Below are 23,720 nucleotides of genomic sequence, written 5' to 3'. Positions count from 1 at the left end.
TCCTGCGGGTGGGGCGTTGACTTGTGAGCCTAGGGTGCGAGCAGCCGGAACCAGCGGACACCGCCGGGCTGGAGCGGGATCGTCGCACCGTCGGCCAGGGTGCGGAACGAGGTGTCGAAGGCATCCTGGAGCCGGGCCGCACCGCCCAGCCCCACCGGGGCGACCGTCGCCCTGGCCGGTGTCCTCGCGATGTTGACGAGGCACAGCATCGCGTCGTCCCCGTGGCGGCGCACCACCGCGAGCACCTGCGGACCGCCGGCGTCGACGACCTCGCACTCGCCCCGGCTCAGCGCGAGATGATCCCGGCGCAGCTCCAGCAGCGCCGACAGCGAGTCGGGCCGGTCCGCGTCGTCCCGCAGGAGAAGGCTCCCCGGTACGACCGGACAGCCCGGCAGGGACAGCAGGATCGCGGCGCCCAGCCGGCCGAGGGCGGGCGACAGCGTGGGCGGCAGTGCGAGCCCCCACTGGAAGGCGGCCCGCGCGCGGGATGTGCGCGGCGGCGGGAACGTGCTGCCGATCTCGTTCCTGAGCCGTGCAATCGCCTGCTCCAGGGCACGGCCCGGCACTTCGTAGTAGCTCAGCGCGAATTCCAGGGCGGCGGTCAGTGAGGACGCGGGCGCCACATGCGGGACGTCGGTGTCGCCCGCGGGCGGAGCGTGGTCCCACAGCAGCATGCGGTCGTCGTACCCGCCGGCCAGATGACGGATGTCGTCCAGGAGGTCATGGGGCGCCTCGGCGACACCCGAGAGCGACAGCCCGTCGACGTCCGCGTCCAGCCAATGCCGTACGACACCCAGGGCGTCCTCGGCCTGCCCCTCGGGAACGCCGGCCGAGGTCCCGTCGCCGGTCGCCGTCAGATCGACTCCGACGACGACACGTACCCCCTGCTCGTGCGCTGCCGCGAACTCGCGATCAGTCTCCGGAGGGGCGTCTCCCGGGCGGACGAGCAGGCACTCCACGCCAGGGAGTGCGGCGAGTTCGGTCGGCGGCGCGGTCCCGGTCTCGACCAGTGCGCAGCCGCGGCCCCAGGACGGGACGCCGTCCTCCCCGTCGGCCGCCGGCTCGGTGTCCGGGAGGACACGGAAGCCGCTGCCGTCCTCCGTGCGCAGATCCACCGGCCCGCCGTGCCCGACCACGATCCAACTGCCGTCCGCGCAGGCCGAGACCCAGGTGGCGCAGAAGCGGAGCCGGGTCTCCCGGGGGCGGCCGGCGTCGACGGGCAGTTCCAGGAGCAGGGAGTCGTTGCCCACGACCGCCACCCATCGCTCGTCGGGGCTGATCGCGAGAAAGGAGACCCGCCACGGGGCATGCCCGATGACCCGCATCCGCGGTGTGTCACCCTCCGGCGCGGGTCCCACGGTGATACGGCCGTCCGCGAGCGCCTGCACGACCATCTCGCCCGACCGGAAGTGCAGCGCTCCGTCGCGGAGCCCCTCGTCGCGCAACCGCCGCGGCACATCGGGGACGTACGGGGAGTCCAGCACCAGCATCTGCTCCAGCTCGTCGCCGTACCGGAGGTACGACACCCGCTTTCCGTCCTTGCTCAGATACACGTGGTTACGGGCACTCTCCGCCGGGATGCGCCGGTTCTCCGCGCCGTTCCCGTCGTGCAGCACGATCGTGCCGTCGGGCAGCAGCACCGCGCAGTGCGCCGCCCCCTCGCCGGTGCCCAGATGGTCGGAGACCGCGATGTCCAGGGCCGTGCCCGGATGGCTGAGGCTCATGCGTACGTCGCCCTCGGGGCCGATGCGCTGCACCACCGTGAACGGCAGGTGCAGGCTCTGGTCGGGCGGCAGGTCGAGGCGGACGGGCTCGGCCGTGTGGGAGAGCGAACTGCGCACATCCAGACGGACCTTGTGCCGGGTGCCGCGCGCCCGGACCACCCGCGCCCCGGCCGCCGGCGGCCTGCTCAGCACGATGCCGTCCGAGCGGACCGTGACTCCGAGAGGCACCGCGTGCTGCACGCGCGCGCGTGCCCGCGCCGTCACCGACGTCGGACGCCCCTCGGGATCCTCGGGCGGCTCAAGCCCGAGCCGCTCTCGGGAGGCGACCTGGATGTCCCACAGGTCGTCGCGCCGCAGTACATGGCCGGGCAGCCGGTGCGCGTAATGCAGTGCCCAGCGGCCCATGTCGTCGGCGACCTCGTCGGCCACGTCCTGCCCGGACACCGTCCGCAGGACCCGGGCCATGTGCCGGTTCAGCCGCGCCTCCTCGACCTCCTCGACACCGAGGCCTGACCACAGCAGGTCCTCGTACAGCCGGACGACGAGCGGGGCGTGCGCGTGTTCGACGGCGGTGAAGGCGCGGATCTCGCGGAGTGACTCCGGTGCCGTCCGGGCCAGTTCCGTGCGCAGGTATTCGGCCGCCTCGGGGTCCAGCAGCAGGGCCTGCCGGCCGGCCGCCTCCACCAGGGGCGAGAACCACAGCTCGGCCTCCAGACCGGCCGTCGTCCGGGGCAGGAACCGCAGCCGGGCCCGCCGCAGGAAGCCCCGGTCCACGCTCACGGCCAGGGACAGACACCGGGCCAGTTCCACGACCTCCGGCTGATCCTCCGTCAAGCCCGCGACCAGCTCGGGCAGATACGTCACGACCGCTCTTCCAGCAGTCGGTGGACCGTCCGGGTCGCCTCCCGCGCATGGCGCAGCGAGATCCGCCGGTCGAACGGGATCAGGGCCACCCGGGCGCGGACCGACGGCGGGTACGCGGCGGCCGGGAACGGCGTCAGACACACCGGGGGACAGCCGCAGCGCAGGACGCCGTCGATGAATCCGAGCCACTGCTCCGGCGGAGCCACCGTGCCGCCGGTGAACGGCGGCCGGATCCGGCCGAGGTCCGACACCAGCACCACCGGGGTGCCGGGAGCGGGCGGACGGTAGAGCTCCGGCCGGTTGGATCCGGCCCGCACCACCCGTCGCGGCGGAGAGCCGGAGAACCGCAGCACCTCGACCCGGTCGCGTCCGGCCACGCTCTCCAGCAGCGCGCGCAGCCACCGCCGGTCGTCCTGGAACGGGGCCATCCCCGCGCCGTGGTCCAGCAGAAGCTGGACGCCGCGCCGGGCGCTGGGACGACGCTGCCACGGAACGGTCCGCAGCGCCTGCTGCCGGGCCACCTTCCTCACCAGGGCCCGCTGGTCGAGCCGGCGGCTCGTGACCGGGGCGGAGACGGCGGCGACCATGACCCCGCGCGCCCACTCGGGGCTCCACGGCGGCTCCGGGGGCGAGACGGGATGGGCGTCCGGGGTTCCGTCGTCCGGCGGCCGGTGCACGTCCTCGGCCTCGGGCGGTTCCGGGGCAGAGGGGTGGTGTGCGTCCTGGAGCGCCTCCTCGGGCCGCTCCTGGGTGTCGTGGCCGCCCGGCGCCCGAGGTGTCGTCCCTGCCTCGTCGTCGGACGGCGGCCGGGTGCGGGCCAACGTGAAGTCGAGGGGGCGTTCGGCGAGTCTCGGGGCCGGGTCCGGGCGCTCCGCGGCGGCGAACGGCGGGGACTGCGGGGCGTCGTGCCGTGCGGTGGCCTGCTGGATGTGCGGGACGGGGGCGGAAACGGGGACGGTGACCGGCCCGGCGGGTGCGGTCGGCGGGAGAGGAGGCCGTAACAGCCCGGCTCGCACTCCACCGACGCCGGCCACCACGAGCGACTGCTCCGGTGCCGCCGGTCCGGACCCGAGGCCGAGCAGATGGGCCACGGCGGCGGCCGTCGACGCGTCCCGGGGCCGCAACAGGGCGACGGCCTTCACGAGATCCCCGAGGAACACCTCGCCGCGCCCGCTCACGCCGGACGCCCCGCGGTGCCGCGCCGCTCCCGCTTCCGCAGGGTCACCGCCTCCAGTACGTCCCACTCGTGTGTGCCCGGCATGACCTGTAGCTGGTGGCTGGCCTTGAGGGCGTCCAGGTACTCGGCGGTGCTCGGGCCCGCCGGGTCCTCGGCGCGGTCGTCGCGGATGCCGATCAGGTGATCGGCGATCATGTCGGCGAGCCGTTCGTCGTAGTGCGCCCCGAGGTGCTGCCGCGCCACGCGGATCAGGTGCTCCTTCGAGGGCGAGTCCAGTTCGAAGACGATGCAGCGGCGCAGGAACGGGCGGGGCAGTTCCCGCTCGTCGTTGGTGGTGATGACCACGAGCGGGGCGTGCTCCTCGGCGACCGTGATCCGCTGCGTGTCGTCCCAGGGCAAGGAGAAGGACAGCGAACCGAGCGGCCCCAGCAGGCTGTTGGGCAGATCGGGGTCGGCCTTGTCGATCTCGTCGATGAGCACCACACTGCGCTTGCCGGCCGCGCCCTCCTCGAAGGCCCGCCACAGCGGCCCGTGCTCGTAGTAGTCGCCCAAGGGGCGCAGGGCCTTCGCCTGGGCGTCGTTCAGCCGCTTCATCGCGTCGAACCGCCACAGGAGATCCTCGGGTTCGGTGCGTGCCGTCACGACCTGGGCATGGAAGGTCCAGCCGAGTTCGCGCGCGACGTTGGGCGCCAGCGAGGACTTCCCCGACCCCGGCGGGCCGAACAGCAGCAGTGGGCGACCCGTCTTCAGGGCGACGTTGACCGCCAGGACCAACCGTTCGTCGTCGAAGACGTACACCTCGTTGTCCGCGGCGTAGCCGGTGCCGACCGCGGAGTCTTCGACGGCGGGGTCGAACTCCTTCTCGTACTGGAGCACGCTTCCTCCGGTGTCGGGGACAGGGGTCGGGGCCAACAGGGGCCCGGCGGACGCGACTTCGCCGGGTGCGAGTCGATCACCATTCTGTACCTGGCCGGTCGCGGAGCGGATCGGTCCATGGGAATCGCCCCACCCGCGGAGGCGGGGAGCCGGGCTCGTCGGTCGCACCCGGTCACGGTCGGTCGTGACAGCCGGGGCCCGGAAGGCGCTCGAGAGGTGTTCGGGAGGGGCTGGCCGAACCGGGTCCGAGGGCGCGAGAGCGTTCGGCGAGAGGAGTGCGCGATCCGACGCACGCTGCCGGGCCGTTTCGCCGTGGACCGTTTCTGACCAGGTTCGATCGGTCTCCTTTCGTTCCGGGGCCGATGCCCGACGGGCTTATCGGGCTGTCGTACGAAGCCTCATACCAGAGCGGGACGCTCTCCGTACGAGTTTGTCAACTGCCCACCGCACCTGACGCGTTGCCGACTACTGTGAGTGTCCGTCGGGCGACGCAGGGCCGAATTTTTCGGCGCCGCCGACCGACGCCGCGATGGCGCATGCCCCGCCGGGGGTGCCGAACCGGAGGAGGGAGTCGACGCGATGGGGATCCCCCCAGCTCGACCGCAACCGGGAGCCGGGGGAAGCCGGTGACCGACGACCGCGTCGGAGTGCGCGCCGCCCGGAGCGAGCGCACCCGGGAGACGGCCGGAACACGGGGCGGGGCCCGGGAGCCCGGCCGCGGCCGCCCGAGCCCGCCCGGTGACCAGGCCCGACGGAACAGTACGAGGACACCGATGTCTCAGCTCCGCGCACCCGCGCCACGCGCAGACCGCCGCGAAGGCGGCCGGCACGGGAAGCCGGCCGCCCGCCCCGTGCCCGCGCTGCCCGAGACCCACATACGGCCTCAACTGCTCAGGCTCGCCGTGCTGCCGCCCATCGCGGTCGCCCTCGCCGCCTCCGCAGCCGTCCTCTTCACCGTGCGCTCCACCGGAGCCCGGCCCGGCCTCACCCTGTGGGGCGTCCTCACCGGCGCGGTCTCCGTCGCGCTCGCCGGCATCCTCATCGCCGCCGTCGCCGCCGACCGCGCGGCGAAAGCGGTGAGCGACCGCATCGGCGCCCTGCGCCGCACCAGCGCACGGGGCGAGGCCGATCTGCGGGCCCTCGTCGAGACCCTGCGGCGCGGCGACGGACCGCCGCAGCGCAAGCCGCGCGGCGGTCCGCCCGACGGCGCCGACGACTTCGAACTCCTCGCCGCCGACCTGGCCCGTGCCCACGACGGGGCCGTCAGCGCGGTCGTCGCCGCCGCCCAACTCTCCAGCCAGGCGGGCAGCGAGCAGAAACTGGAGGTCTTCCTCAACCTCGCCCGGCGTCTTCAGTCGCTCGTGCACCGCGAGATCTCCATCCTCGACGAGCTGGAGAACGAGATCGAGGACCCCGACCTGCTCAAGGGGCTCTTCCACGTCGACCACCTCGCCACCCGCATCCGCCGCCACGCCGAGAACCTCGCCGTCCTCGGCGGCGCCGTCTCCCGCCGGCAGTGGAGCCACCCCGTCCCCATGACCGAGGTGCTGCGCTCGGCCATCGCCGAGGTCGAGCAGTACTCCCGCGTCAAACTCGTGCCGCCCATCGACGGCACCCTTCGCGGGCACGCCGTCGCCGACGTCATCCACCTGCTCGCCGAACTCGTCGAGAACGCCACGGTGTTCTCCGCCCCGCACACCCAGGTCCTGCTCCGCGCCAACCTCGTCACCTCCGGGCTCGCCGTCGAGGTCGAGGACCGCGGCCTCGGCATGCCCGTCGGCGAACAGAACAAGATGAACGCCCTGCTCGCCGACCCCGACCAGGTGAATGTGGCGAGCCTGCTGGCGGACGGCCGCATCGGGCTCTTCGTCGTCTCGCAGCTGGCCCGCCGGCACGGCATCAACGTCCGGCTCCAGACCAACATCTACGGCGGGGTGCAGGCCGTACTCGTTGTGCCACAGGGGCTGTTGGGGTCGGATCCCGGCGCGCCCGGTGTCGTACCTCGGTCGCCGGAGGGGATGGAGGCGGCGCCGGGGCCGGGGGCTGGGCAGGGGGCTGGGCCGGGTGGGTCGACGCCGGTGCAGGGGAGTGCCGTATCGCCGCAGCAGTACTCGTACGGTGGTTCTGGTTCTGGTTCGGGTGCCGGAGCAGGGGCGGGAGTTGGGGCCGCAGGGGGTGTGAGCGCGCATGCCCACGCGAGTGGCGGGACCGGTGGCGATACCGGCGCCCAGCGGGTCGTGCCCTTCGCGCCCCGCCGACAGGCGGATGCCCCCCGCGCTGCGGCTCCCGCCCGAGGCGGCGGCGGTCCCGTACCTCTGCCCGTGCGCGGCACCCACCAGGCTCGTCCCAACCCGGCGGAGGCCGTACCCGGTATCCGCCGCGACGACCGTCCGCTGGTCGCGGAGAGCACATCCCTGCCGCCCACCCCGCGCACCGGCACCGTCCGCGGCACCATGGGCAAGCCCCAACTGCCCCGCCGCCGCGCCCAGGAGCACATCGCGCCCCAACTGCGTGACGGCCCCGCGGCACCACGCCCCGACAGCGAGTACCTCGCCGGGCACGACCCGGGTCTGATGGCCGCCTTCCAACGTGGCATCGGCCTCGCCGAGGCACAGCAGCACATGGAGGCGGAGCACACGGAACCGGCCGCCATGGAGGCGGACCACATGGGGTCGCCGCACGTGGATGCGGGCCACACGGGCTCGCTGCACCTGGATACGGACCACATGGGCTCCTCCCGCATGGGCTCGTCCCACATGGACACGGGCCACATGAGCGTGCCGCACCTGGACGGGGACCACATGGGTTCGGCCTCCATGGACGCTGCCCACACGGACTCGGACCACATGGCCCCGGGCCACACGGACTCGGACCACACGGCCCCAGACCACACGGACTCGGACCACACAGTCCCGGACCACATGGCCCCGTTCAACACGCATGCCGCCCGCTTCGCTCCGACGCACACCGACTCCGCCCCCATGAGCTCGGCCGCGACGGACTCCGCGAGCTCGGCGTCCGACCTCACGGACCGGTTCTCCGCGCCGCCCGCGAACTCCCCGCAGCCCGGACCGGCCCCCCTCGACCTCACCCACCTCGACGCCAGGTCCGTGCCGCCCGTCAGGGACGTACGGGCCACGGACCCGGCGCGGATAGCCGAGGTGCGGCCCGAGCACACCACCCCCACCCGGCACGACGGGAGCGCAACAGCCGGATGAGCATCTCTGTCTCCACCCCACCCCCCAGCGCTCCCGCAGACCTTCGTACCTCAAGGAGTCGATCCCCCATGGCGAGCGAAGCGCCGACCGGCCATGTATCCGATCTCGACTGGCTGATGAGCGGCCTCGTGCAGCGCGTACCGCACACCACCAGCGCGGTACTGCTCTCCTGCGACGGCCTGGTGAAGTCGGTGCACGGTCTCGACACCGACAGCGCCGACCACATGGCGGCCCTGGCCTCCGGCCTGTACTCCCTCGGCCGCAGCGCCGGTGTCCGGTTCGGTGACGGCGGAGACGTCCGCCAGGTGGTCGTCGAACTGGACTCGACCCTGCTCTTCGTGACCACCGCCGGCTCCGGGACGTGTCTCGCCGTGCTCGCGGGACGCGAGGCCGACGCCGCCGTCCTCGGCTACGAGATGGCGATGCTGGTCAAGAGCGTCCGCCCCTATCTGGTGACCGCGCCCAGGCAACACGCCGTCGAGTCCCCGGCGTCCCCGGTGATGAGGCCTTGAGCGTGGCGGCGGCCGGCGACGGGCCCTGGCTCGACGACGCGGCCGGACGCCTGGTGCGCCCCTTCACGGTCAGCAACGGCCGCACCAGGCCCACCATCGCGCTCGACCTGCTGTCGCAGGTGATGGCCACCGGAGCCACCCCCCTCGGCTATCTCGGCCCCGAGCACACGCAGGCACTCGACCTGTGCCGCGCGCCCGTCTCGGTCGCCGAGGTCGCCGCCCATCTGAAGCTGCCGGCGGTCGTCACCAAGGTGCTGCTGTCGGACCTCGTCGACTGCGGGGCGCTCACCACCAAGCCCCCCGAGTTCACCCACAACCCGACAGACCGGGCCCTTCTGGAGGCAGTGCTCGATGGACTACGACGACAGCTCTGACCCCTTCCCCACCGCACTGAAGATCCTGGTGGCGGGAGGGTTCGGAGTAGGCAAGACGACCTTCGTGGGCGCGGTCAGCGAGATCGCGCCGCTCAGCACGGAGGAACTGCTCACCACGGTCAGCGCCGCGACCGACAATCTCGACGGGATCGAGAACAAGGTCGAGACGACCGTGGCGATGGACTTCGGCCGTATCACCCTCGATCCGGAACATGTCCTGTACCTGTTCGGCACACCCGGGCAGGAGCGGTTCTGGTTCATGTGGGACGAGCTCTCCGAGGGGGCGCTCGGCGCCGTCATCCTCGCCGACACCCGCAGGCTGGAGGACTGCTTCGCCGCCGTCGACTTCTTCGAACAGCGCGGCCTCGGCTTCATCGTCGCGATCAACGAGTTCGACGGCTCGTACCGCTACGACCCGGAGGAGGTCCGCGCCGCCATCGACCTCGCCCCGGAGATCCCCGTCGTCCGCTGCGACGCCCGGATCTCCAGCTCCGGGGTCCAGACCCTGCTGACCCTCGTACGCCATCTCATCGCCCACGCCCCGGCGACCGCGCCGAGCCACGGCGCCCACATGTGATCACCGCACACCCCCAACCCCACCCTTCAGGGAGCCGCATATGCCCCACACCCACAGCGACGGAACCCGCCGATGAGCTACGACCCGGTGCGTCCCGCCGGTCGGCTGCTGCTCACCCCCGAGGACAAGGAGGCGCCCGCCCGGGTCCGCCGACTGCACGGGCTGGGTCTGGGGGAGCACCCGGAGCCGGCCCTCGACACGTTCGCGGACCGGCTGGCCGAGCTGACCGAGGCACCGTACGCCATGGTCAACTTCATCGGCGAGGACCGGCAGTTCTTCGCCGGCCTGCACACCCCGGCCGTGCGGCCGGTGGTGCCCGCCGACGAGGCCAAGCCGGAACTCGGCCGGCAGCTGGGGCGCGACCACGGCTTCTGCCCCCATGTGGTGGTCCGGCGCAAGGCGTTGGTCCTGGAGGACGTCCGCGACTATCCGCGGTTCGCCGGCAATCCGGTGGTCGACGAGTTCGGCATCCGCTCCTATCTGGGCGCACCGCTCATCGACAGCACGGGGATGGTGCTGGGGACCGTGTGCGTCGCCGACATAGAGCCGCGGCCCTGGGGGAAGGCGGGCCTGGAGACCATCAAGTCGGCGGCGGCGGATCTCGTCGCCCGGCTGGAGCGACGGGAAGCGGACGGGCTCCCGGTGCTTTGAGACGGGCTTCCGGTGCTGTGAAACGGTGCCGAAGGGCAGCTTCTCCTACGTCTTCGAGTCGAAGGAGACCCTCGGCCGCCGTCTAGAAGCCGCGCCAGACGTTGTCGAACGCGGCGTCCTCGACGACCTTGCGCTGACGTACGCCCTCCAGTTCCATCACGGCCTCGCCGACGGCGGCCAGCACGGTCGTGATCGTGTCTCCGTCGAGGTCTTCCGCGGTCCCGGCCGGTTCGTCGCGGAGCCCGGCGGCGGCCGCCAGCGCGGCGAGTACGGGTTCGCCCGCCGCCCAGCGTCCCTCGGCCTCGTCCCGCGCCGCCGAGTCGACCAGCTCGGTTCGCCCGCCGCGCAGCGCGATCCGCAGGCCGCGAGGCCGGGCCGTCAGGCCGGTCCGCTCCAGGTCGTCGACGTAGGCGGAGAACAGCCCGCGGCCCCGGCGCCACAGCCACTCCTCGACCGACTCGTACGGCTCCTGCCGTACGAGCGCCGCCGCGGCCTCGTCCAACAGGCGGTCGCCGGTGGGTGCTTGGGCGCTGGGCGCGATCCGGTCGTCGTCCAGGATCAGGGCCCCCGTCGCCGCGAGGTCGAGCAGTTCGGCTCCCGCGAGCGCGAGCGACAGATCGCCCTGCTCCACCGGACGTTCGGACGCCCGGTCCAGAGCGACGATCGCGAGATCCCGTGCGGTGTTCATCAGCGACTCCAGGTCAGTTGGCCGAGTACGGGGCGACAGCGTCGGGCCCGGCCGCCGCGGGCCGGGGCTCCCCGGTCGATTCTGACCGAGGACGCGCGGCTGCGGGCCGTATGACGACCATGTGGTGAGGGAAGCCGACGCGCGGCACGGCGGTGGCCGCGGCGAGGACCATGAGGGCGTGAAGCCCAGCTGCGGCGCGGGTTAAGAAAACCTCGATGGACCCGGGGTGGTGCCGTACGGCAGATTGCTACTCGATCTCACTCCCCCTTCCCGTGCGCGGGCGCCTTCGGCATGCCCGCGGACGGGGTCTCACCCACAGGAGCCGTAGCGTTGAAGGCGCTGGTCAAGGAGAAGGCGGAACCCGGGCTGTGGCTCGCGGACGTTCCGGAGCCCGCCGTCGGACCCGGCGACGTACTGATCAAGGTGCTGCGCACCGGGATCTGCGGCACCGATCTGCACATCCGGTCCTGGGACGGCTGGGCCCAGCAGGCGATCCGTACGCCGCTGGTACTCGGGCACGAGTTCGTCGGCGAGGTCGTGGAGACCGGCCGTGACGTCGCCGACATCGCCGTCGGCGACCGGGTCAGCGGCGAGGGCCACCTCGTCTGCGGCAAGTGCCGCAACTGTCTCGCGGGACGGCGTCATCTGTGCCGGGCGACCGTCGGGCTCGGCGTCGGACGCGACGGGGCCTTCGCCGAGTACGTCGTCCTGCCCGCCGCCAATGTGTGGGTGCACCGCGTCCCCGTCGACCTCGATGTCGCCGCGATCTTCGACCCGTTCGGCAACGCCGTGCACACCGCGCTCTCCTTCCCCCTGGTCGGCGAGGACGTGCTGATCACGGGGGCCGGGCCGATCGGCCTGATGGCGGCGGCCGTGGCCAAGCACGCCGGGGCCCGCAACGTGGTCGTCACCGACGTCAGCGAGGAGCGCCTCGACCTGGCCCGCAAGATCGGCGTCAGCCTCGCCCTGAACGTCGCCGAGTCCTCCATCGCCGAGGGTCAGCGCTCGCTCGGACTGCGCGAGGGCTTCGACATCGGCCTGGAGATGTCCGGCAACCCGACCGCGATGCGCGACATGATCGCCAACATGACGCACGGCGGCCGGATCGCCATGCTCGGTCTGCCCGCCCAGGAGTTCCCCGTCGACTGGGCGCGGATCGTCACCTCGATGATCACCATCAAGGGCATCTACGGCCGTGAGATGTTCGAGACCTGGTACGCGATGTCGGTCCTCCTGGAGGGCGGCCTCGACCTCGCCCCCGTGATCACCGGCCGCTACGGCTACCGCGACTTCGAGGCGGCGTTCGCGGACGCCGCGAGCGGCCGCGGCGGCAAGGTCATCCTCGACTGGACCGCGTAAGTCATCCGCGTAAGTCATCCGCGTAAGTCATCTGGGCAAGTCACCAGCTTTTCTAGGAGCTTTGAGATGTTCGACTCCGTGCGCGACGACCTGCGCGCCACCCTCGACGAGATCCGCGCCGCCGGTCTGCACAAGCCCGAGCGCGTCATCGGCACCCCGCAGTCCGCGACCGTCGCCGTCACCGCGGGCGGCCGCCCCGGTGAGGTCCTCAACTTCTGCGCCAACAACTACCTGGGCCTGGCCGACCACCCCGAGGTGATCGCCGCCGCCCACGAGGCCCTGGACCGCTGGGGCTACGGCATGGCCTCCGTGCGCTTCATCTGCGGTACGCAGGAGGTGCACAAGGAGCTGGAGGCGCGGCTGTCGGCGTTCCTCGGCCAGGAGGACACGATCCTCTACTCCTCCTGCTTCGACGCCAACGGCGGTGTCTTCGAAACCCTGTTGGGCCCCGAGGACGCGGTGATCTCCGACGCCCTCAACCACGCCTCGATCATCGACGGCATCCGCCTGTCCAAGGCCCGCCGCCTCCGCTACGCCAACCGTGATCTGGCCGATCTGGAACGGCAGTTGAAGGACGCGTCCGACGCCCGCCGCCGACTGATCGTCACCGACGGCGTGTTCTCGATGGACGGTTACGTCGCCCCGCTCCGCGAGATCTGCGACCTCGCCGACCGCTACGACGCCATGGTCATGGTCGACGACTCCCATGCCGTCGGCTTCGTCGGCCCCGGTGGCCGTGGCACCCCCGAGCTGCACGGTGTCATGGACCGCGTCGACATCATCACCGGCACGCTCGGCAAGGCGCTCGGCGGTGCCTCCGGCGGCTATGTGGCGGCCCGCGCGGAGATCGTCGCCCTGCTGCGCCAGCGCTCCCGCCCGTACCTGTTCTCCAACACCCTCGCCCCGGTGATCGCCGCGGCCTCCCTGAAGGTCCTCGACCTGCTGGAGTCCGCGGACGACCTGCGGCTCCGGCTCGCCGAGAACACCGCCCTGTTCCGCCGCCGGATGACCGAGGAAGGCTTCGACATCCTCCCCGGCGACCACGCCATCGCCCCCGTGATGATCGGCGACGCGACGGTCGCGGGACGCATGGCCGAACTGCTGCTGGAGCGCGGCGTGTACGTGATCGGCTTCTCGTACCCGGTCGTGCCGCAGGGGCAGGCCCGGATCCGCGTCCAGCTGTCGGCCGCGCACTCCACGGACGACGTGAACCGCGCCGTGGACGCCTTCGTCGCGGCCCGGGCGGAGCTGGACGCCTGAGTCAGGAGCACCCGGGGCATTTGAGACAATCGATCTCATGATCGAAGCGCGGCGGCTCCACATCCTCCGTGCGGTGGCCGACCACCGCACGGTGACGGCGGCTGCCGCCGCGCTGTACCTCACCCCCTCGGCGGTCTCCCAGCAGCTCACGGCCCTGGAGCAGGAGACCGGGCACCGCCTGGTGGAGCGCGGCGCGAAGGGCGTACGGCTCACCGCCGCCGGCGAGATCCTGCTCAGCCACACCAACGCCGTCCTCGCCCAGCTGGAGCGCGCGGAGGCCGAGCTCGCCGCGTACAGCTCCGGCGAGGCAGGCACGGTCACCGTCGCCTCCTTCGCGACCGGCATCGCCCTGGTCGTCGCCCCCGCCGTGGCCCGCCTCGCCGACACCGCCCCCGGCATCCTCATCCACGTACAGGACGCGGAGGGCGACGCCAGTCTGCCGATGGTGCTGGACCGGCAGGTCGATGTGGCGGTCGCCGTCGAGTACCGGGGGGCGCCGCCCGCCGACGATCCCCGGCTGGCCCACGTGCCCCTGTACGCCGAGCCCTTCGACGCGGTCGTGCCGGTCAGCCATCGGCTCGCGGACGCGGCGGAAGTACCGCTGGCCGAGCTGGCGAAGGACACCTGGATCGGGCCGTACCCCGGCAACCCCTGCCATGACGTGGTGGTCCTGGCCTGCGAGAACGCCGGGTTCCAGCCCCGCCTCGCGCACTCCTCGGACGACTTCCGCGCGGTCGTCGCGCTCGCGTCCGCCGGAGCGGGGGTGGCGTTGGTGCCGCGCTCTGCCCTGATCGGCATGGACCTGACCGGGGTGGTGGTGCGCCCCGTCGACGGTGTGGCACCCACACGCCGGGTCTTCGCCGCCGTACGGCGGGGAGCGGAGGAGCATCCGCTGATCCGTCCGGTGCTGGACGCGCTGGGCGAGGCTTCTCAGCCGTAGGGAACCGGGTGGTGGGGGAGCAGTCGTAGGGAATCGGCGGAAGGAAACTGGGGGAAGCGAGCCGGGGGGCGGGAACCGGTAGCCGACCTCTTCCGCTGGCGTCCCGGATCCGGGATAACATCCCGGATATGAAACAGGATGTCGTCGTCGAGACCGGGCCCGACCCCGTCGACGCCCGCCTCGGTGCCCGGCTCGCCGAGCTGCGGGCCGAACGCGGCTGGTCGCTCGGGGAGTTGGCGGAGCGCAGCGGGGTGAGCCGGTCGACGTTGTCGCGGGCCGAGCGTGCGGAGATCAGCCCCACCGCCTCGCTGCTCAACCGGCTGTGCGCGGTGTACGGGCGGACCATGTCCCAGCTGCTCAGCGAGGTCGAGTCCGAGCCCGCGCTGCTCGTCCGGACCGCAGAGCAGCCCGTGTGGGAGGACCGGGCCTCCGGTTTCGTACGGCGGTCCGTGTCACCGCCGCACCCCGGGCTGCGCGGCGAACTCGTCGAGGGGCGGCTCGCCCCGGGCGCCGACATCGCCTACGACCGGCCGCCCGTATCCGGGCTCGAACAGCACATCTGGGTGCTGGAGGGGGCGCTCGCCGTGACCGCGCAGGAGGTCGAGCACGACCTCGGCGCCGGGGACTGTCTGCGGCTGCGCGTGTGGGGCCCGACCCGGTTCCGGTGCGTCGGCCCCGAGCCGGTGCGGTACGTGCTGGCGGTGGTGCTGCCGTGACCGTGACACGCCTGGACGCGGACGCCGTACGGGAACGCCTCGACGCGCTCGCCGAACTCATGACCGACACCGTGGACGGAGGCGCCTCGATCGGCTTCCTCGCGCCCCTCGACCACGCCGCGGCCGTGGCCTGGTGGAAGGAGCGGGCCGCCGCGGTGGCCGCCGGCGCGCTTGCCGTATGGGCGGCCCACGACGGGGAGCGTGTCGTCGGGACGGTCAGTCTGGCCTTCCCCGACAAGCCCAACAGCCGCCACCGCGCCGAACTCGTGAAGCTGATGGTGCACCGCGGCGCTCGGGGCCGGGGCCTCGGCCGCACCCTCCTGGCCACGGCCGAATCGGCGGCCGCCGACAGCGGCATCACCCTCCTCCACCTCGACACCGAGACGGACAGCCCCGCGGAGCGCCTCTACACCTCGGCGGGCTGGACCCGGGCCGGTGTGATCCCGGACTACGCGGGCGATCCGGCCGGGGTGCTGCGGCCCACCACGCTCTACTACAAGCGGCTGGGGCCCACCGCTCCCACCAGGTGATTGTCAGTGGCAGCGGCTACGGTGCCTGACATGCCGGATGCCGAAGACGTACGCCGTATCGCCCTCTCCCTGCCGGACACCTCGGAGAAGATCGCCTGGAGCATGCCCACGTTCCGGGTCGCGGGCAAGATGTTCGCCACGCTCCCCGAGGAGGAGACCTCCCTCGCGGTGCGCTGCCCCAAGGAGGAACGAGACGAACTGGTGCTGGCCGAACCGGAGAAGTTCTGGATCGCCGACCACGAGGCACAGTTCGCCTGGGTCCGCGCCAGACTCGCCGCCCTGGAGGACGAGGACGAACTGCGCGACATCCTCGCCGACTCCTGGCGCCAGGCCGCCCCGACCCGACTCCTGGAGTCGTACCCCGAGTTGGGGCGGCCGGCCGCGGAATGAAAATCCCTCCGCCGTTGTCAGTGCACCGTGACAGGATCCGAGACCGTGGGCGCCGGGGCGGAGGAGGCCTCTGCCGTCACGGGTGCGGGTGAGGCTCAGGGGGAGGGGCGGCAGGGATGGGCGGGACGTCGTCGCACTCCACCCACGTCACCGGTGACCGGGAACGCGCGCCCGTCCAACCCGCCGTCTGGTCGCGGGACTTCGCCTTGTTCTTCGGCGCCCGCGCCGTCGCCGGACTCGGCGACACCATGCTGCCCGTCGCCCTCGCCGCAGGCCTGCTCCAGCACGGGTACGGGGCGGGCGCGGTGGGCCTCGCCATGGCCGCGACGACGGCGGCCTTCGCCGGGCTCGTCGTCTTCGGCGGGGTGATCGCCGACCGCTTCGACACCCGTCGGCTGATGATCGGCGCCGACGCCGTGCGCGTGGGCACCCAGGCCCTGGCCGCCGGCCTCTTCTTCTCCGGTCATGTGGTGCTGTGGCAGATCTGCGTCATCGGATGCGCCAACGGCGTGGCCGGCGCCCTGTTCCAGCCCGGAGTGGCCGGAACCGTGCGCCGCCTCGCCACCGACGTGCAGGGCGCGAACGGCGCGATACGCGTCGCCGAGGCCGTCGCCCAACTCGTCGGCCCCGCCTTCGCGGGAGTACTGGTCGGCTTCGCCTCACCCGGCGGAGTCTTCGCCGCCCACGCCGGCACGTACGCGGTGAGCGCCCTGTGCCTCCTGCTGCTCCGGCTGCCCCCGCGGACGCCGGACGACCACGCGACGAGCACCTACCGGGCCGATCTCGTCGAAGGCTGGCGGGAGTTCAGATCCCGCACCTGGCTGTGGGGCGTGATCGCCATCTGGGGCCTCTACATGATCGCGGTCTCGGGCCCCACCTTCCCGCTGGTCGCGACCGAGGTCGTCCAGGAACACGGCCCCCGCGCCTACGGCCTGCTGAACTCCGCCCTCGGCGCCGGCACCGTACTCGGCGGACTGCTCGCCCTGCGGCTGCGCCCCCGCCGGATGCTCCGGGCCGGGGCCATCGCCCTGGTCGGCTTCGGGGCCTTCCCGGCGAGCGTCGGCGCCGGCCTCGCCCTCCCCGCCATGGCGGCCGGAGCCGTCGTCGCCGGGGCCGGCATGGCGTTCTGGAGCGTGATGTGGTCGACCAGCGTCCAGACCCAGGTCCCGCCCGACGCCCTCAACCGCATCCACGCCTACGACGTGGCCGGCTCCCTCGCCCTGATGCCCGTCGGCCAGGCCCTCGCGGGGCCCTCCGCGGCGGCCCTCGGCGCCGACCACGTACTCCTCGTCGCCGGGGCGGCCGGCCTCGTCGTCTGCGTGGCCCTGCTCGCGGTCCCCGCGATCCGCGACCTGGTGCGCGCGGACGCCCGCCCCGCGGACCATCGGCCCCGAACCGATGCGTCCACCGGCCCCGAATAAACGGGTGCGCGACCACCGACCCGAGTGCGGTATTGTTTCCCTGCACGTTCGGCCGGGGGAAACCCCAGGTCAGACGGACACCGGGACGTGGCGCAGCTTGGTAGCGCACTTGACTGGGGGTCAAGGGGTCGCAGGTTCAAATCCTGTCGTCCCGACGGTGCGAAGGGTCTTCGCAGGCGAGAGCTTGCGGGGGCCCTTTTTCCATGGCTCCGCCCTCTGGCTCGATGGCCCTGCTCCCCGATCCCTGATACCTGCCCTTGTCCGACGGCGTTGTCAGTGCCCCCTGCCATCATCCCGTCATGCTCTACGACACATTGGTGGCGGAGTCCCCCAGGAACGACCCGTTCGACGCGGTGCGCGCGGCCGCTCTTGCCCGTGCGCGGTGGCTCGTCGATCTCCTGGAACGCCAGCGGGCCGAGTTCGCGGCGGGACTGCGGGGCCCGTACCTGCCCGAGCAGTCCGAGCAGCAGGACGCGGCGACCCGGAACGAGATCGACACAGGCCTCGCCGCCTGCGACGACGAGGAGGGCAGGGCCGCCGTTCTGACCCTCATGATGGCCGCGACTTTCGGCGACACACTGTGGCAGTACGGCTCCGAGATCGACAGCCTCGTCTCGCGGGTGCGCGGGTGGACCCCCGCCGAGGTCGCGGTGATGCTGCTGCGCTCCGCCGAGTACGACATGGGCTTCTGGTTCGCCGACGCGCTGGAGTCGGCCCTGACCGCCGCCGAGCGGCTCGACGCCGAGGATCTGCGCACGATCACGCCCTGGCTGCGGTGGGCGCACACCGAGCTCATGGACACCGAGATCGGGTCGGGAGCCGCGCCGCTCGCCCGTCGGCTGCGCGCCCTCCTCGCGGTCGTCGACGGCAAGGAGATCCCCGACGGCCTCATCCCCGAGAAGGCGCCCTGGGCCGCCCCGCTGCGCGCCCGGGTGAGCGCGGGCCCAACCGCTGAACTGGCCGATCTCGTACGTCACTTGGCGAGCCTGACCGGGCCCCGCCCCGCGCAGCGCTGGCGCCGGACCTGTCTCACCGTCGTCGACGCGGCGGCGGCGCGGGACCTCGTCGTCGACACCCTGCGGGAGCTGGCCGAGGGTGAACCGCTGTGCAGCAGGGAGCACGGGCAGCACACGGCCTGGATGTACGACGACCACCACTACCACTACGTCGTCCAGCAGAACGACGGCGACCTCGCGCGCGGCACGGTCTGGGCCGCGGCCCTGACCGATGGCCCGGCCGCGGTGCCGTATCTCGACGCGCTCGCCCTGCGCACCGGCGCGCCCTGGTCGACCGGCGTGGTCGAGGACCTCAAGCTCGCGGGCGCGGCGATCAACGCGCTGGCCGACATCGACGACCCGGCCGCCCTGGATTCCCTGTGGCGGCTCCACTCCCGGATCAAGCACCGAGGTCTGCGCAAGCAGCTCGACACCGCGCTGACGTCGGCCGCCGCACGGCAGGGCATCACCCCGGGCCAGCTCGTCGAACGCGGCGTGCCCGACCACGGCCTGGCGGCGGACGGCACGCTGGAGCGCGAGGTGGGCGGCGGCCACCGGGCCCGGGTGGAGATCGAGGACGCCACGACCGTACGACTCACCTTCACCGCCCCCGACGGACGGACCTCCCGCACCGCCCCTGCCGCGCTGAAGGACGGCTTCCCGGAGCCGCTCAATGAGCTGAAGAAACTGGTCAGAGAGGTGCGGGGCACGCTGGCGGGGGAGCGGGCCCGCGTCGAGGCGCTGCTGTCGACGGCGCGCGAATGGCCGTACGACGAATGGTGCCGCCACTACCGCGACCACCCGGTCACCGGTGTCCTCGTCCGCGGCCTGATCTGGGAGTTCCAGAGTGAGGACGGTGCATGGCATGCCGTGGCTCCGGCCGAGGGACCGGAGGAGGGTCGACCGGAACGGGTGCGGCTGTGGCACCCCATCCGGGCGTCGGTCGACGACATCAGGGCGTGGCGGGAGCGGATCGTCGGCGCGCGGCTGAGGCAGCCGTTCAAGCAGGCCTTCCGGGAGCTGTACCGGCTCACCCCGGCCGAGGAGGGGACCGGCGTCTACTCCAACCGTTTCGCCGCCCACATAGTCCACTACCGGCAGCTGTACGCGCTGTTCAAGGAGCGCGGCTGGCAGGCCAACTTCCTCGGCCACTACGACGGCGGCCACGACGGGGAGGCCCGCGCCGAGTTCGGCGACGGCGATTGGCGGGCCTGTTTCCACCACGAACCCGCGGAGGACTACGGCTACGAGGTCGAGCGTGCCGCCACCGACCAGGTGCGCTTCGAACGACGCGACGGCGGGCGCTGGCGCGAGACACCGCTGGCCGAGGTGCCGCCGCTGGTGTTCAGCGAGGCGATGCGCGACGTCGACCTGTTCGTGGGCGTGACCTCGATCGCGGCGGACCCCGAGTGGGCCGACCGGGGCGAGAGCCGCCACGCCGCGTACTGGCGGAGGGCGGGCTTCGGTGATCTGACGGCGAGCGCCGAGGTGCGCCGCGAAGTACTGGAACGCGTCGTGCCGCGCCTGAAGATCGCCGACCGTTGCTCGATCGACGGCCGCTATCTGACCGTGCGCGGCGATCTGCGCACGTACCGGATCCATCTCGGTTCGGCGAACATCCTCATGGACCCGGACGACTCCTACCTCTGCATCGTCCCGGCACGCCGCAAGAGCGACGGCAAGGTGTTCCTGCCGTTCGAGGACGACCGGCTCGCGCTGATCCTGAGCAAGGCCTTCCTGCTCGCCGCCGACACCCGGATCACCGACGGGACGATCCTGCGGCAGATCAAGAGGGGAGGCTGAGGACGGTCACTCGGCGGAGGGGGTGCCGGTCGCGATCTTGGAGAACCTCGACGTCTCGCGTCTCACGCCGTGCGCTCACCCCGCTCCTCCCGCCCGAACCGGTCCAGCAGCGCGGCCAGCCCGGCGGCCAGCCCCTCCGGCCCGCCTCGTTCCGCGAGCGCCGGCGCGACCTCGCGCAGCCGGGGCAGTTCCTGCGGCGGCATGTGGTGCAGGCCGAGCCGGAACCCGGGGTCCGGCTCCTCGGGGTTGTCCACCATGGCCTGGAGCTCCACGGACACATACCCGAGGACCCAGCCGGTGAAGGCACGGAACACGGCGGCGGACCGCTCCGCGTCGAGTCCGGCCTCCTGGAGCAGACCGATCACCCGCTCGTGGTGCCGCAGTGTCGCGAGCGGACGCCGGGCCAGCGGGACCGCGAGCATACGGGTGGACAGCAGCGGCACGACCTGGGGATGGGCCAGACACACGTCGTAGGTCGCCTCGGCGATCCGCCCGAGCTCGGCCCGCCACCCCGCCGCCGCAGCCTCGCCGGCCAGCCGCTCCTCCAGCTCCAGATGGAGCGCCTCGACCAGCCCGTCCAGCAGGGCGTCCTTGCTCGCCGCGTACCGGTACAGCGCCATCGCCTCGACCCCGAGCTCGGCACCCAGGCGGCGCATGCTCAGCGCGGAGAGGCCGTCGCGGTCGACCAGGTCCAGGGCGCTGGCGAGGACGCGTTCGCGGCTTAGGCGGCCGTAGCGGCCGCGGTCGCCGGCCCGCCTCGCGGGCGCCTCGCCGCCGCCCTTCTCCTTGGCCTCCTTGGCCATGCCCGCCTCCAGATGCTCGTCGGTCCGCACGTGTGTTGACTCTATGCATCTTCGAGAGGAATATGTACGTATACGACGTAAATATACGCCATTTGGACTCACGGCGGCGTCGCCGTGCCCCCAAGAAGAGCCAAGGCCGGGGAGCACACCATGACAATCCATCGGTTGCGTCCCCGGCGGAAGCCGGCCGAACACACGAAGCAACCGGACATCCCCTTCGCGGTCACCCGGATCAGCCCGGAGGCCAGGCGCGCGGCGCAGCGGGTGTTCACCTCGGGCTGGGTCACCACAGGGCACGAGACCGAGCTCTTCGAGAAGGAGTTCGCCGCGTACGTCGGTGTCGAGCATGCCGTCGCGGTGAGTTCGTGCACGGCCGCTCTGGAACTGGCCCTGCGCGCGCTGAAGCTGCCGCCCGGCGGCAAAGTGCTGGTACCGGTGATGACGTTCTGCGGCGCGGCCCAGGCGATTCTGCACGCCGGGCTGTTGCCTGTGCTCGTCGACGTCGATCCGCGCAGCGGGCTGGCGACTCCGGACACCATCGCCCGGGCCGCCAGGGCGTGCGGTCGCCCGCAGGCCATGATGGTCCTGCACTACGCCGGAGCCCCGGCGCCCGTCGCCGCGCTGGCCGAAGCGGCACGACTGCCCCTCACCCATGTGATCGAGGACGCGGCCCACGCCCTAGGCACCACGGTGGGAGACCGACCGGTGGGCGGTCTGTCACGAGCCGCGTGCTTCAGCTTCTACGCCACCAAGAACCTCCCCATCGGCGAGGGCGGCATGGTCACCACGGACGACGCCGACTTCGCCGACCGGATCCGCCGGGCGAGATTCCACGGAATGTCCGCCGACGCCTGGCGAAGGAACCTGACCGGGAGCACCTGGCGGTACTCGGTCGAGGACGCGGGCCTCAAGGCGAACATGACCGATGTGCAGGCCGCGGTGGGCCGGGCACAGCTTCGTCACCTCGACACCTGGCAGCGGCTGCGGAGCGCCGTGGCCGCACGCTACGACGAGACCCTCCGGACCGTGCCGGGCATCGAGCCGCTGGACGCCCCGGTCACGGGGCGGCATGCCCGTCACCTCTATGTGGTGCGGGTGCTGGACGAGTTCGGGACCGGCCGGGACGAGGTCGTGGACCGGCTGGCGGAGCGCGGCGTCGGTACCTCCGTGCACTTCATCCCGCTGCATCACATGCCGTACTTTCGGCGCGCCTCGATCGTTCCGCCCGGCGGGCTGCCCGGAGCCGACGCGCTGTTCCCGCACCTGCTGTCGCTGCCCCTCTACCCGGCTCTCACCGAGCAGTCCGTCGACCGGGTCTGCGGTGAGCTGGCCAGGCTCGCCGCGCCCGTAGCGGAGAAGCCGCGCCTTGTTCGGCTGCGCACCCTCGTGATCGGTGCCGGGGAGGCCGGCCGGGCCCTCGCCCGGGACCTGGCACGGGCGCCGGAGTTCGGCCTCGAACCCGTCGGCTTCCTCGACGACGACCCGGCCAAGGGCGAGGCGGCGGGCCTGCCCGTCCTCGGCGGGCTGGCCGCGACCCGTTCCACTGTCCTGCACCATCGGATCGAAGCGGTGATCGTGGCGATACCCGGCCTGGCCCCCGACCGTTTCCGCCGGGTCGCGCGTGCCGCCGAGGCCGCGGGGGCCAGCGTGCGCTACCTTCCGTCGTTCATCGCCGCACTCCGGCGCGACGTGGTCGGCGGAGACATGCGGGAACTGGACGTCAGCGAGCTGATCGGCCGCGCCGAGATGCACGTGGTCAGCCCGGAGGCGCGCTCGGTCGTCGCCGGACGGCGGGTGCTGGTCACCGGGGCCGGCGGATCCATCGGCAGTGAACTGTGCCATCAGGTACGAGCCTTCGGACCGAGCCGGCTCTTCCTGCTCGACCATGACGAGTCGAACCTGCACCGGCTGCAACTGGAGCTCTACGGCGACGCCCTGCGCAGCGACGACATCGTCATCTCTGACATCCGCGACCGCCCGCGTATCGACCAGATCTTCCGCGAACTGCGCCCCGAGGTCGTGTTCCACGCGGCCGCGCACAAGCATCTGCCGCTGCTCGAACTGCATCCCTGCGAAGGCGTGAAGTCGAATGTGCGCGGCACGGAGAACCTGGTCTGTGCCGCCGCCGCGGTGGGCACCGCGCGGTTCGTGCTGATCTCCACCGACAAGGCCGCCGACCCGGTGTCCGTGCTCGGCGCGACCAAATGCCTGGCGGAAATGATCGTGCGCGGAGCGCAGCAGGACGCTCCGCAGGGCACCGTCTTCACGGCCGTGCGGTTCGGCAACGTCCTCGGGAGCCGTGGCTCGCTGCTGTCGGTCGTGGCCGAGCAGTTGGGCACGGGCGCTCCGGTGACCGTCACCCACCCCGATGTGACCCGGTTCTTCATGACCGTGGAGGAGGCTGTGGGCCTGGTTCTGGAGGCGGCCCGCATGGCCCGGGGCGGCGAAGTGTTCGTCCTGGACATGAGCAGCCCGGTGCGGATTGTGGACCTCGTCCGCAAGTTCGCCCGGTCCGTGCACGTGCCCGATGTCGACATCCGCTACACGGGACTACGACCGGGCGAGAAACTCAACGAGACCCTGTTCTCCACCCATGAACGCCACACCTCCACCGCACACCCGCGGATCCTTGCCGCGACCCCGGTGTCCCGCGCCGGGAACACCACCGTCCGGCTGCCTGCCCTGTACGCCGCGGCGGAACGCAACGACGCCCCGGAGGTGCGCCGCGTACTGGCCGACCTCCTTCCGGGATTCCCCGCGGCCCAACGGGACGTGCCGGCGCCCGCCGGCCTGGCCGCCCCCTACCCGGACGACTTCTGATGTCGAGGCGCCCGCGGTGGCC

Annotated in this window: 18 protein-coding genes, 1 tRNA gene and 1 pseudogene; 15 read left to right on the top strand and 5 right to left on the bottom strand. The window is 72.3% G+C overall.

Annotation, left to right across the window (positions count from 1 at the left end; translation table 11 throughout):
- Window positions 1–29 precede the first annotated feature (29 nt).
- From ABZ928_RS07105 to ABZ928_RS07095, 3 genes are read right to left on the bottom strand one after another with little or no spacing between them, the layout of a single operon-like run.
- The gene (locus ABZ928_RS07105; protein WP_361515601.1) at window positions 30–2,588 is read right to left on the bottom strand and encodes a DUF3459 domain-containing protein; all 2,559 of its coding nucleotides are present in this window, start codon (window positions 2,586–2,588) and stop codon (window positions 30–32) included.
- Window positions 2,585–3,766 (bottom strand): hypothetical protein, encoded by a 1,182-nt coding sequence (locus tag ABZ928_RS07100; RefSeq protein WP_361515599.1) that lies wholly within the window; start codon window positions 3,764–3,766, stop codon window positions 2,585–2,587. The genes ABZ928_RS07105 and ABZ928_RS07100 overlap by 4 nt, the downstream gene beginning before the upstream one ends.
- Window positions 3,763–4,641 (bottom strand): MoxR family ATPase, encoded by an 879-nt coding sequence (locus ABZ928_RS07095; RefSeq protein ID WP_361515598.1) that lies wholly within the window; start codon window positions 4,639–4,641, stop codon window positions 3,763–3,765. The genes ABZ928_RS07100 and ABZ928_RS07095 overlap by 4 nt, the downstream gene beginning before the upstream one ends.
- A gap of 773 nt (window positions 4,642–5,414) precedes the next feature.
- Between ABZ928_RS07095 and ABZ928_RS07090 the strand changes: the two are divergent.
- The 5 genes and pseudogenes from ABZ928_RS07090 to ABZ928_RS07070 all read left to right on the top strand — a co-directional run.
- Window positions 5,415–7,268: pseudogene (locus tag ABZ928_RS07090) on the top strand (ATP-binding protein); the annotation flags it as partial.
- Between the two features lie 659 nt (window positions 7,269–7,927).
- Window positions 7,928–8,371, top strand: coding sequence for a roadblock/LC7 domain-containing protein (locus tag ABZ928_RS07085; protein WP_059194969.1), 444 nt, complete (start codon window positions 7,928–7,930; stop codon window positions 8,369–8,371).
- A 2-nt stretch (window positions 8,372–8,373) separates the two neighbouring features.
- Window positions 8,374–8,745: a DUF742 domain-containing protein gene (locus ABZ928_RS07080; RefSeq protein WP_361515595.1), complete on the top strand. Its 372-nt coding sequence runs from the start codon at window positions 8,374–8,376 to the stop codon at window positions 8,743–8,745.
- Window positions 8,723–9,322, top strand: a complete 600-nt coding sequence (locus ABZ928_RS07075; RefSeq protein WP_361515594.1) for an ATP/GTP-binding protein — start codon at window positions 8,723–8,725, stop codon at window positions 9,320–9,322. The genes ABZ928_RS07080 and ABZ928_RS07075 overlap by 23 nt, the downstream gene beginning before the upstream one ends.
- Before the next feature lie 72 nt (window positions 9,323–9,394).
- The gene (locus ABZ928_RS07070) at window positions 9,395–9,973 is read left to right on the top strand and encodes a GAF domain-containing protein (protein WP_361515592.1); all 579 of its coding nucleotides are present in this window, start codon (window positions 9,395–9,397) and stop codon (window positions 9,971–9,973) included.
- A gap of 82 nt (window positions 9,974–10,055) precedes the next feature.
- On the opposite strand, the gene ABZ928_RS07065 is transcribed toward ABZ928_RS07070, so the two are convergent.
- A complete protein-coding gene (locus tag ABZ928_RS07065; protein ID WP_361515591.1) occupies window positions 10,056–10,661 on the bottom strand; it encodes a GPP34 family phosphoprotein in 606 nt (201 codons plus the stop codon).
- Window positions 10,662–10,991: 330 nt separating this feature from the next.
- On the opposite strand from ABZ928_RS07065, the gene tdh reads away from it, so the two are divergent.
- The 9 genes from tdh (at window position 10,992) to ABZ928_RS07020 (ending at window position 20,075) form a co-directional block, all read left to right on the top strand.
- Window positions 10,992–12,020, top strand: coding sequence for an L-threonine 3-dehydrogenase (tdh, locus tag ABZ928_RS07060; RefSeq protein WP_361515589.1), 1,029 nt, complete (start codon window positions 10,992–10,994; stop codon window positions 12,018–12,020).
- Between the two features lie 66 nt (window positions 12,021–12,086).
- Window positions 12,087–13,280, top strand: coding sequence for a glycine C-acetyltransferase (locus ABZ928_RS07055; RefSeq protein WP_361515587.1), 1,194 nt, complete (start codon window positions 12,087–12,089; stop codon window positions 13,278–13,280).
- A 37-nt stretch (window positions 13,281–13,317) separates the two neighbouring features.
- On the top strand, window positions 13,318–14,220 hold the full coding sequence (locus ABZ928_RS07050) for a LysR family transcriptional regulator (RefSeq protein ID WP_361515585.1): 903 nt from the start codon (window positions 13,318–13,320) through the stop codon (window positions 14,218–14,220).
- Window positions 14,221–14,348: 128 nt separating this feature from the next.
- The gene (locus tag ABZ928_RS07045) at window positions 14,349–14,936 is read left to right on the top strand and encodes an XRE family transcriptional regulator (protein WP_361515584.1); all 588 of its coding nucleotides are present in this window, start codon (window positions 14,349–14,351) and stop codon (window positions 14,934–14,936) included.
- Window positions 14,933–15,466 carry a GNAT family N-acetyltransferase gene (locus tag ABZ928_RS07040; RefSeq protein ID WP_361515582.1) on the top strand — a complete coding sequence of 178 codons (534 nt, stop codon included), beginning with the start codon at window positions 14,933–14,935 and terminating at the stop codon, window positions 15,464–15,466. The genes ABZ928_RS07045 and ABZ928_RS07040 overlap by 4 nt, the downstream gene beginning before the upstream one ends.
- A 30-nt stretch (window positions 15,467–15,496) precedes the next feature.
- Entirely contained in the window at window positions 15,497–15,856 is a 360-nt protein-coding gene (locus tag ABZ928_RS07035) for an MmcQ/YjbR family DNA-binding protein (protein ID WP_361515580.1), read from the top strand.
- Window positions 15,857–15,972: 116 nt separating this feature from the next.
- Window positions 15,973–17,277 (top strand): MFS transporter, encoded by a 1,305-nt coding sequence (locus ABZ928_RS07030; RefSeq protein WP_361515578.1) that lies wholly within the window; start codon window positions 15,973–15,975, stop codon window positions 17,275–17,277.
- 81 nt (window positions 17,278–17,358) lie between these two features.
- Window positions 17,359–17,432, top strand: a tRNA-Pro gene (locus ABZ928_RS07025).
- A gap of 144 nt (window positions 17,433–17,576) precedes the next feature.
- Complete coding sequence (locus ABZ928_RS07020; RefSeq protein WP_361515576.1) at window positions 17,577–20,075, top strand: DUF4132 domain-containing protein; 2,499 nt, start codon at window positions 17,577–17,579, stop codon at window positions 20,073–20,075.
- A gap of 62 nt (window positions 20,076–20,137) precedes the next feature.
- Here ABZ928_RS07020 and ABZ928_RS07015 read toward each other — a convergent pair whose 3' ends face one another.
- Window positions 20,138–20,878, bottom strand: coding sequence for a TetR/AcrR family transcriptional regulator C-terminal domain-containing protein (locus tag ABZ928_RS07015; RefSeq protein ID WP_361516148.1), 741 nt, complete (start codon window positions 20,876–20,878; stop codon window positions 20,138–20,140).
- Between the two features lie 150 nt (window positions 20,879–21,028).
- On the opposite strand from ABZ928_RS07015, the gene ABZ928_RS07010 reads away from it, so the two are divergent.
- The gene (locus ABZ928_RS07010; RefSeq protein WP_361515575.1) at window positions 21,029–23,698 is read left to right on the top strand and encodes a DegT/DnrJ/EryC1/StrS family aminotransferase; all 2,670 of its coding nucleotides are present in this window, start codon (window positions 21,029–21,031) and stop codon (window positions 23,696–23,698) included.
- Window positions 23,699–23,720: the final 22 nt, after the last annotated feature.

The organism is Streptomyces sp. NPDC046909, assembly GCF_040644695.1.
Classification (GTDB): domain Bacteria; phylum Actinomycetota; class Actinomycetes; order Streptomycetales; family Streptomycetaceae; genus Streptomyces.
Note: the sequence above shows the minus strand (reverse complement) of the source record. Positions and strands in the feature narration are given on the sequence as shown.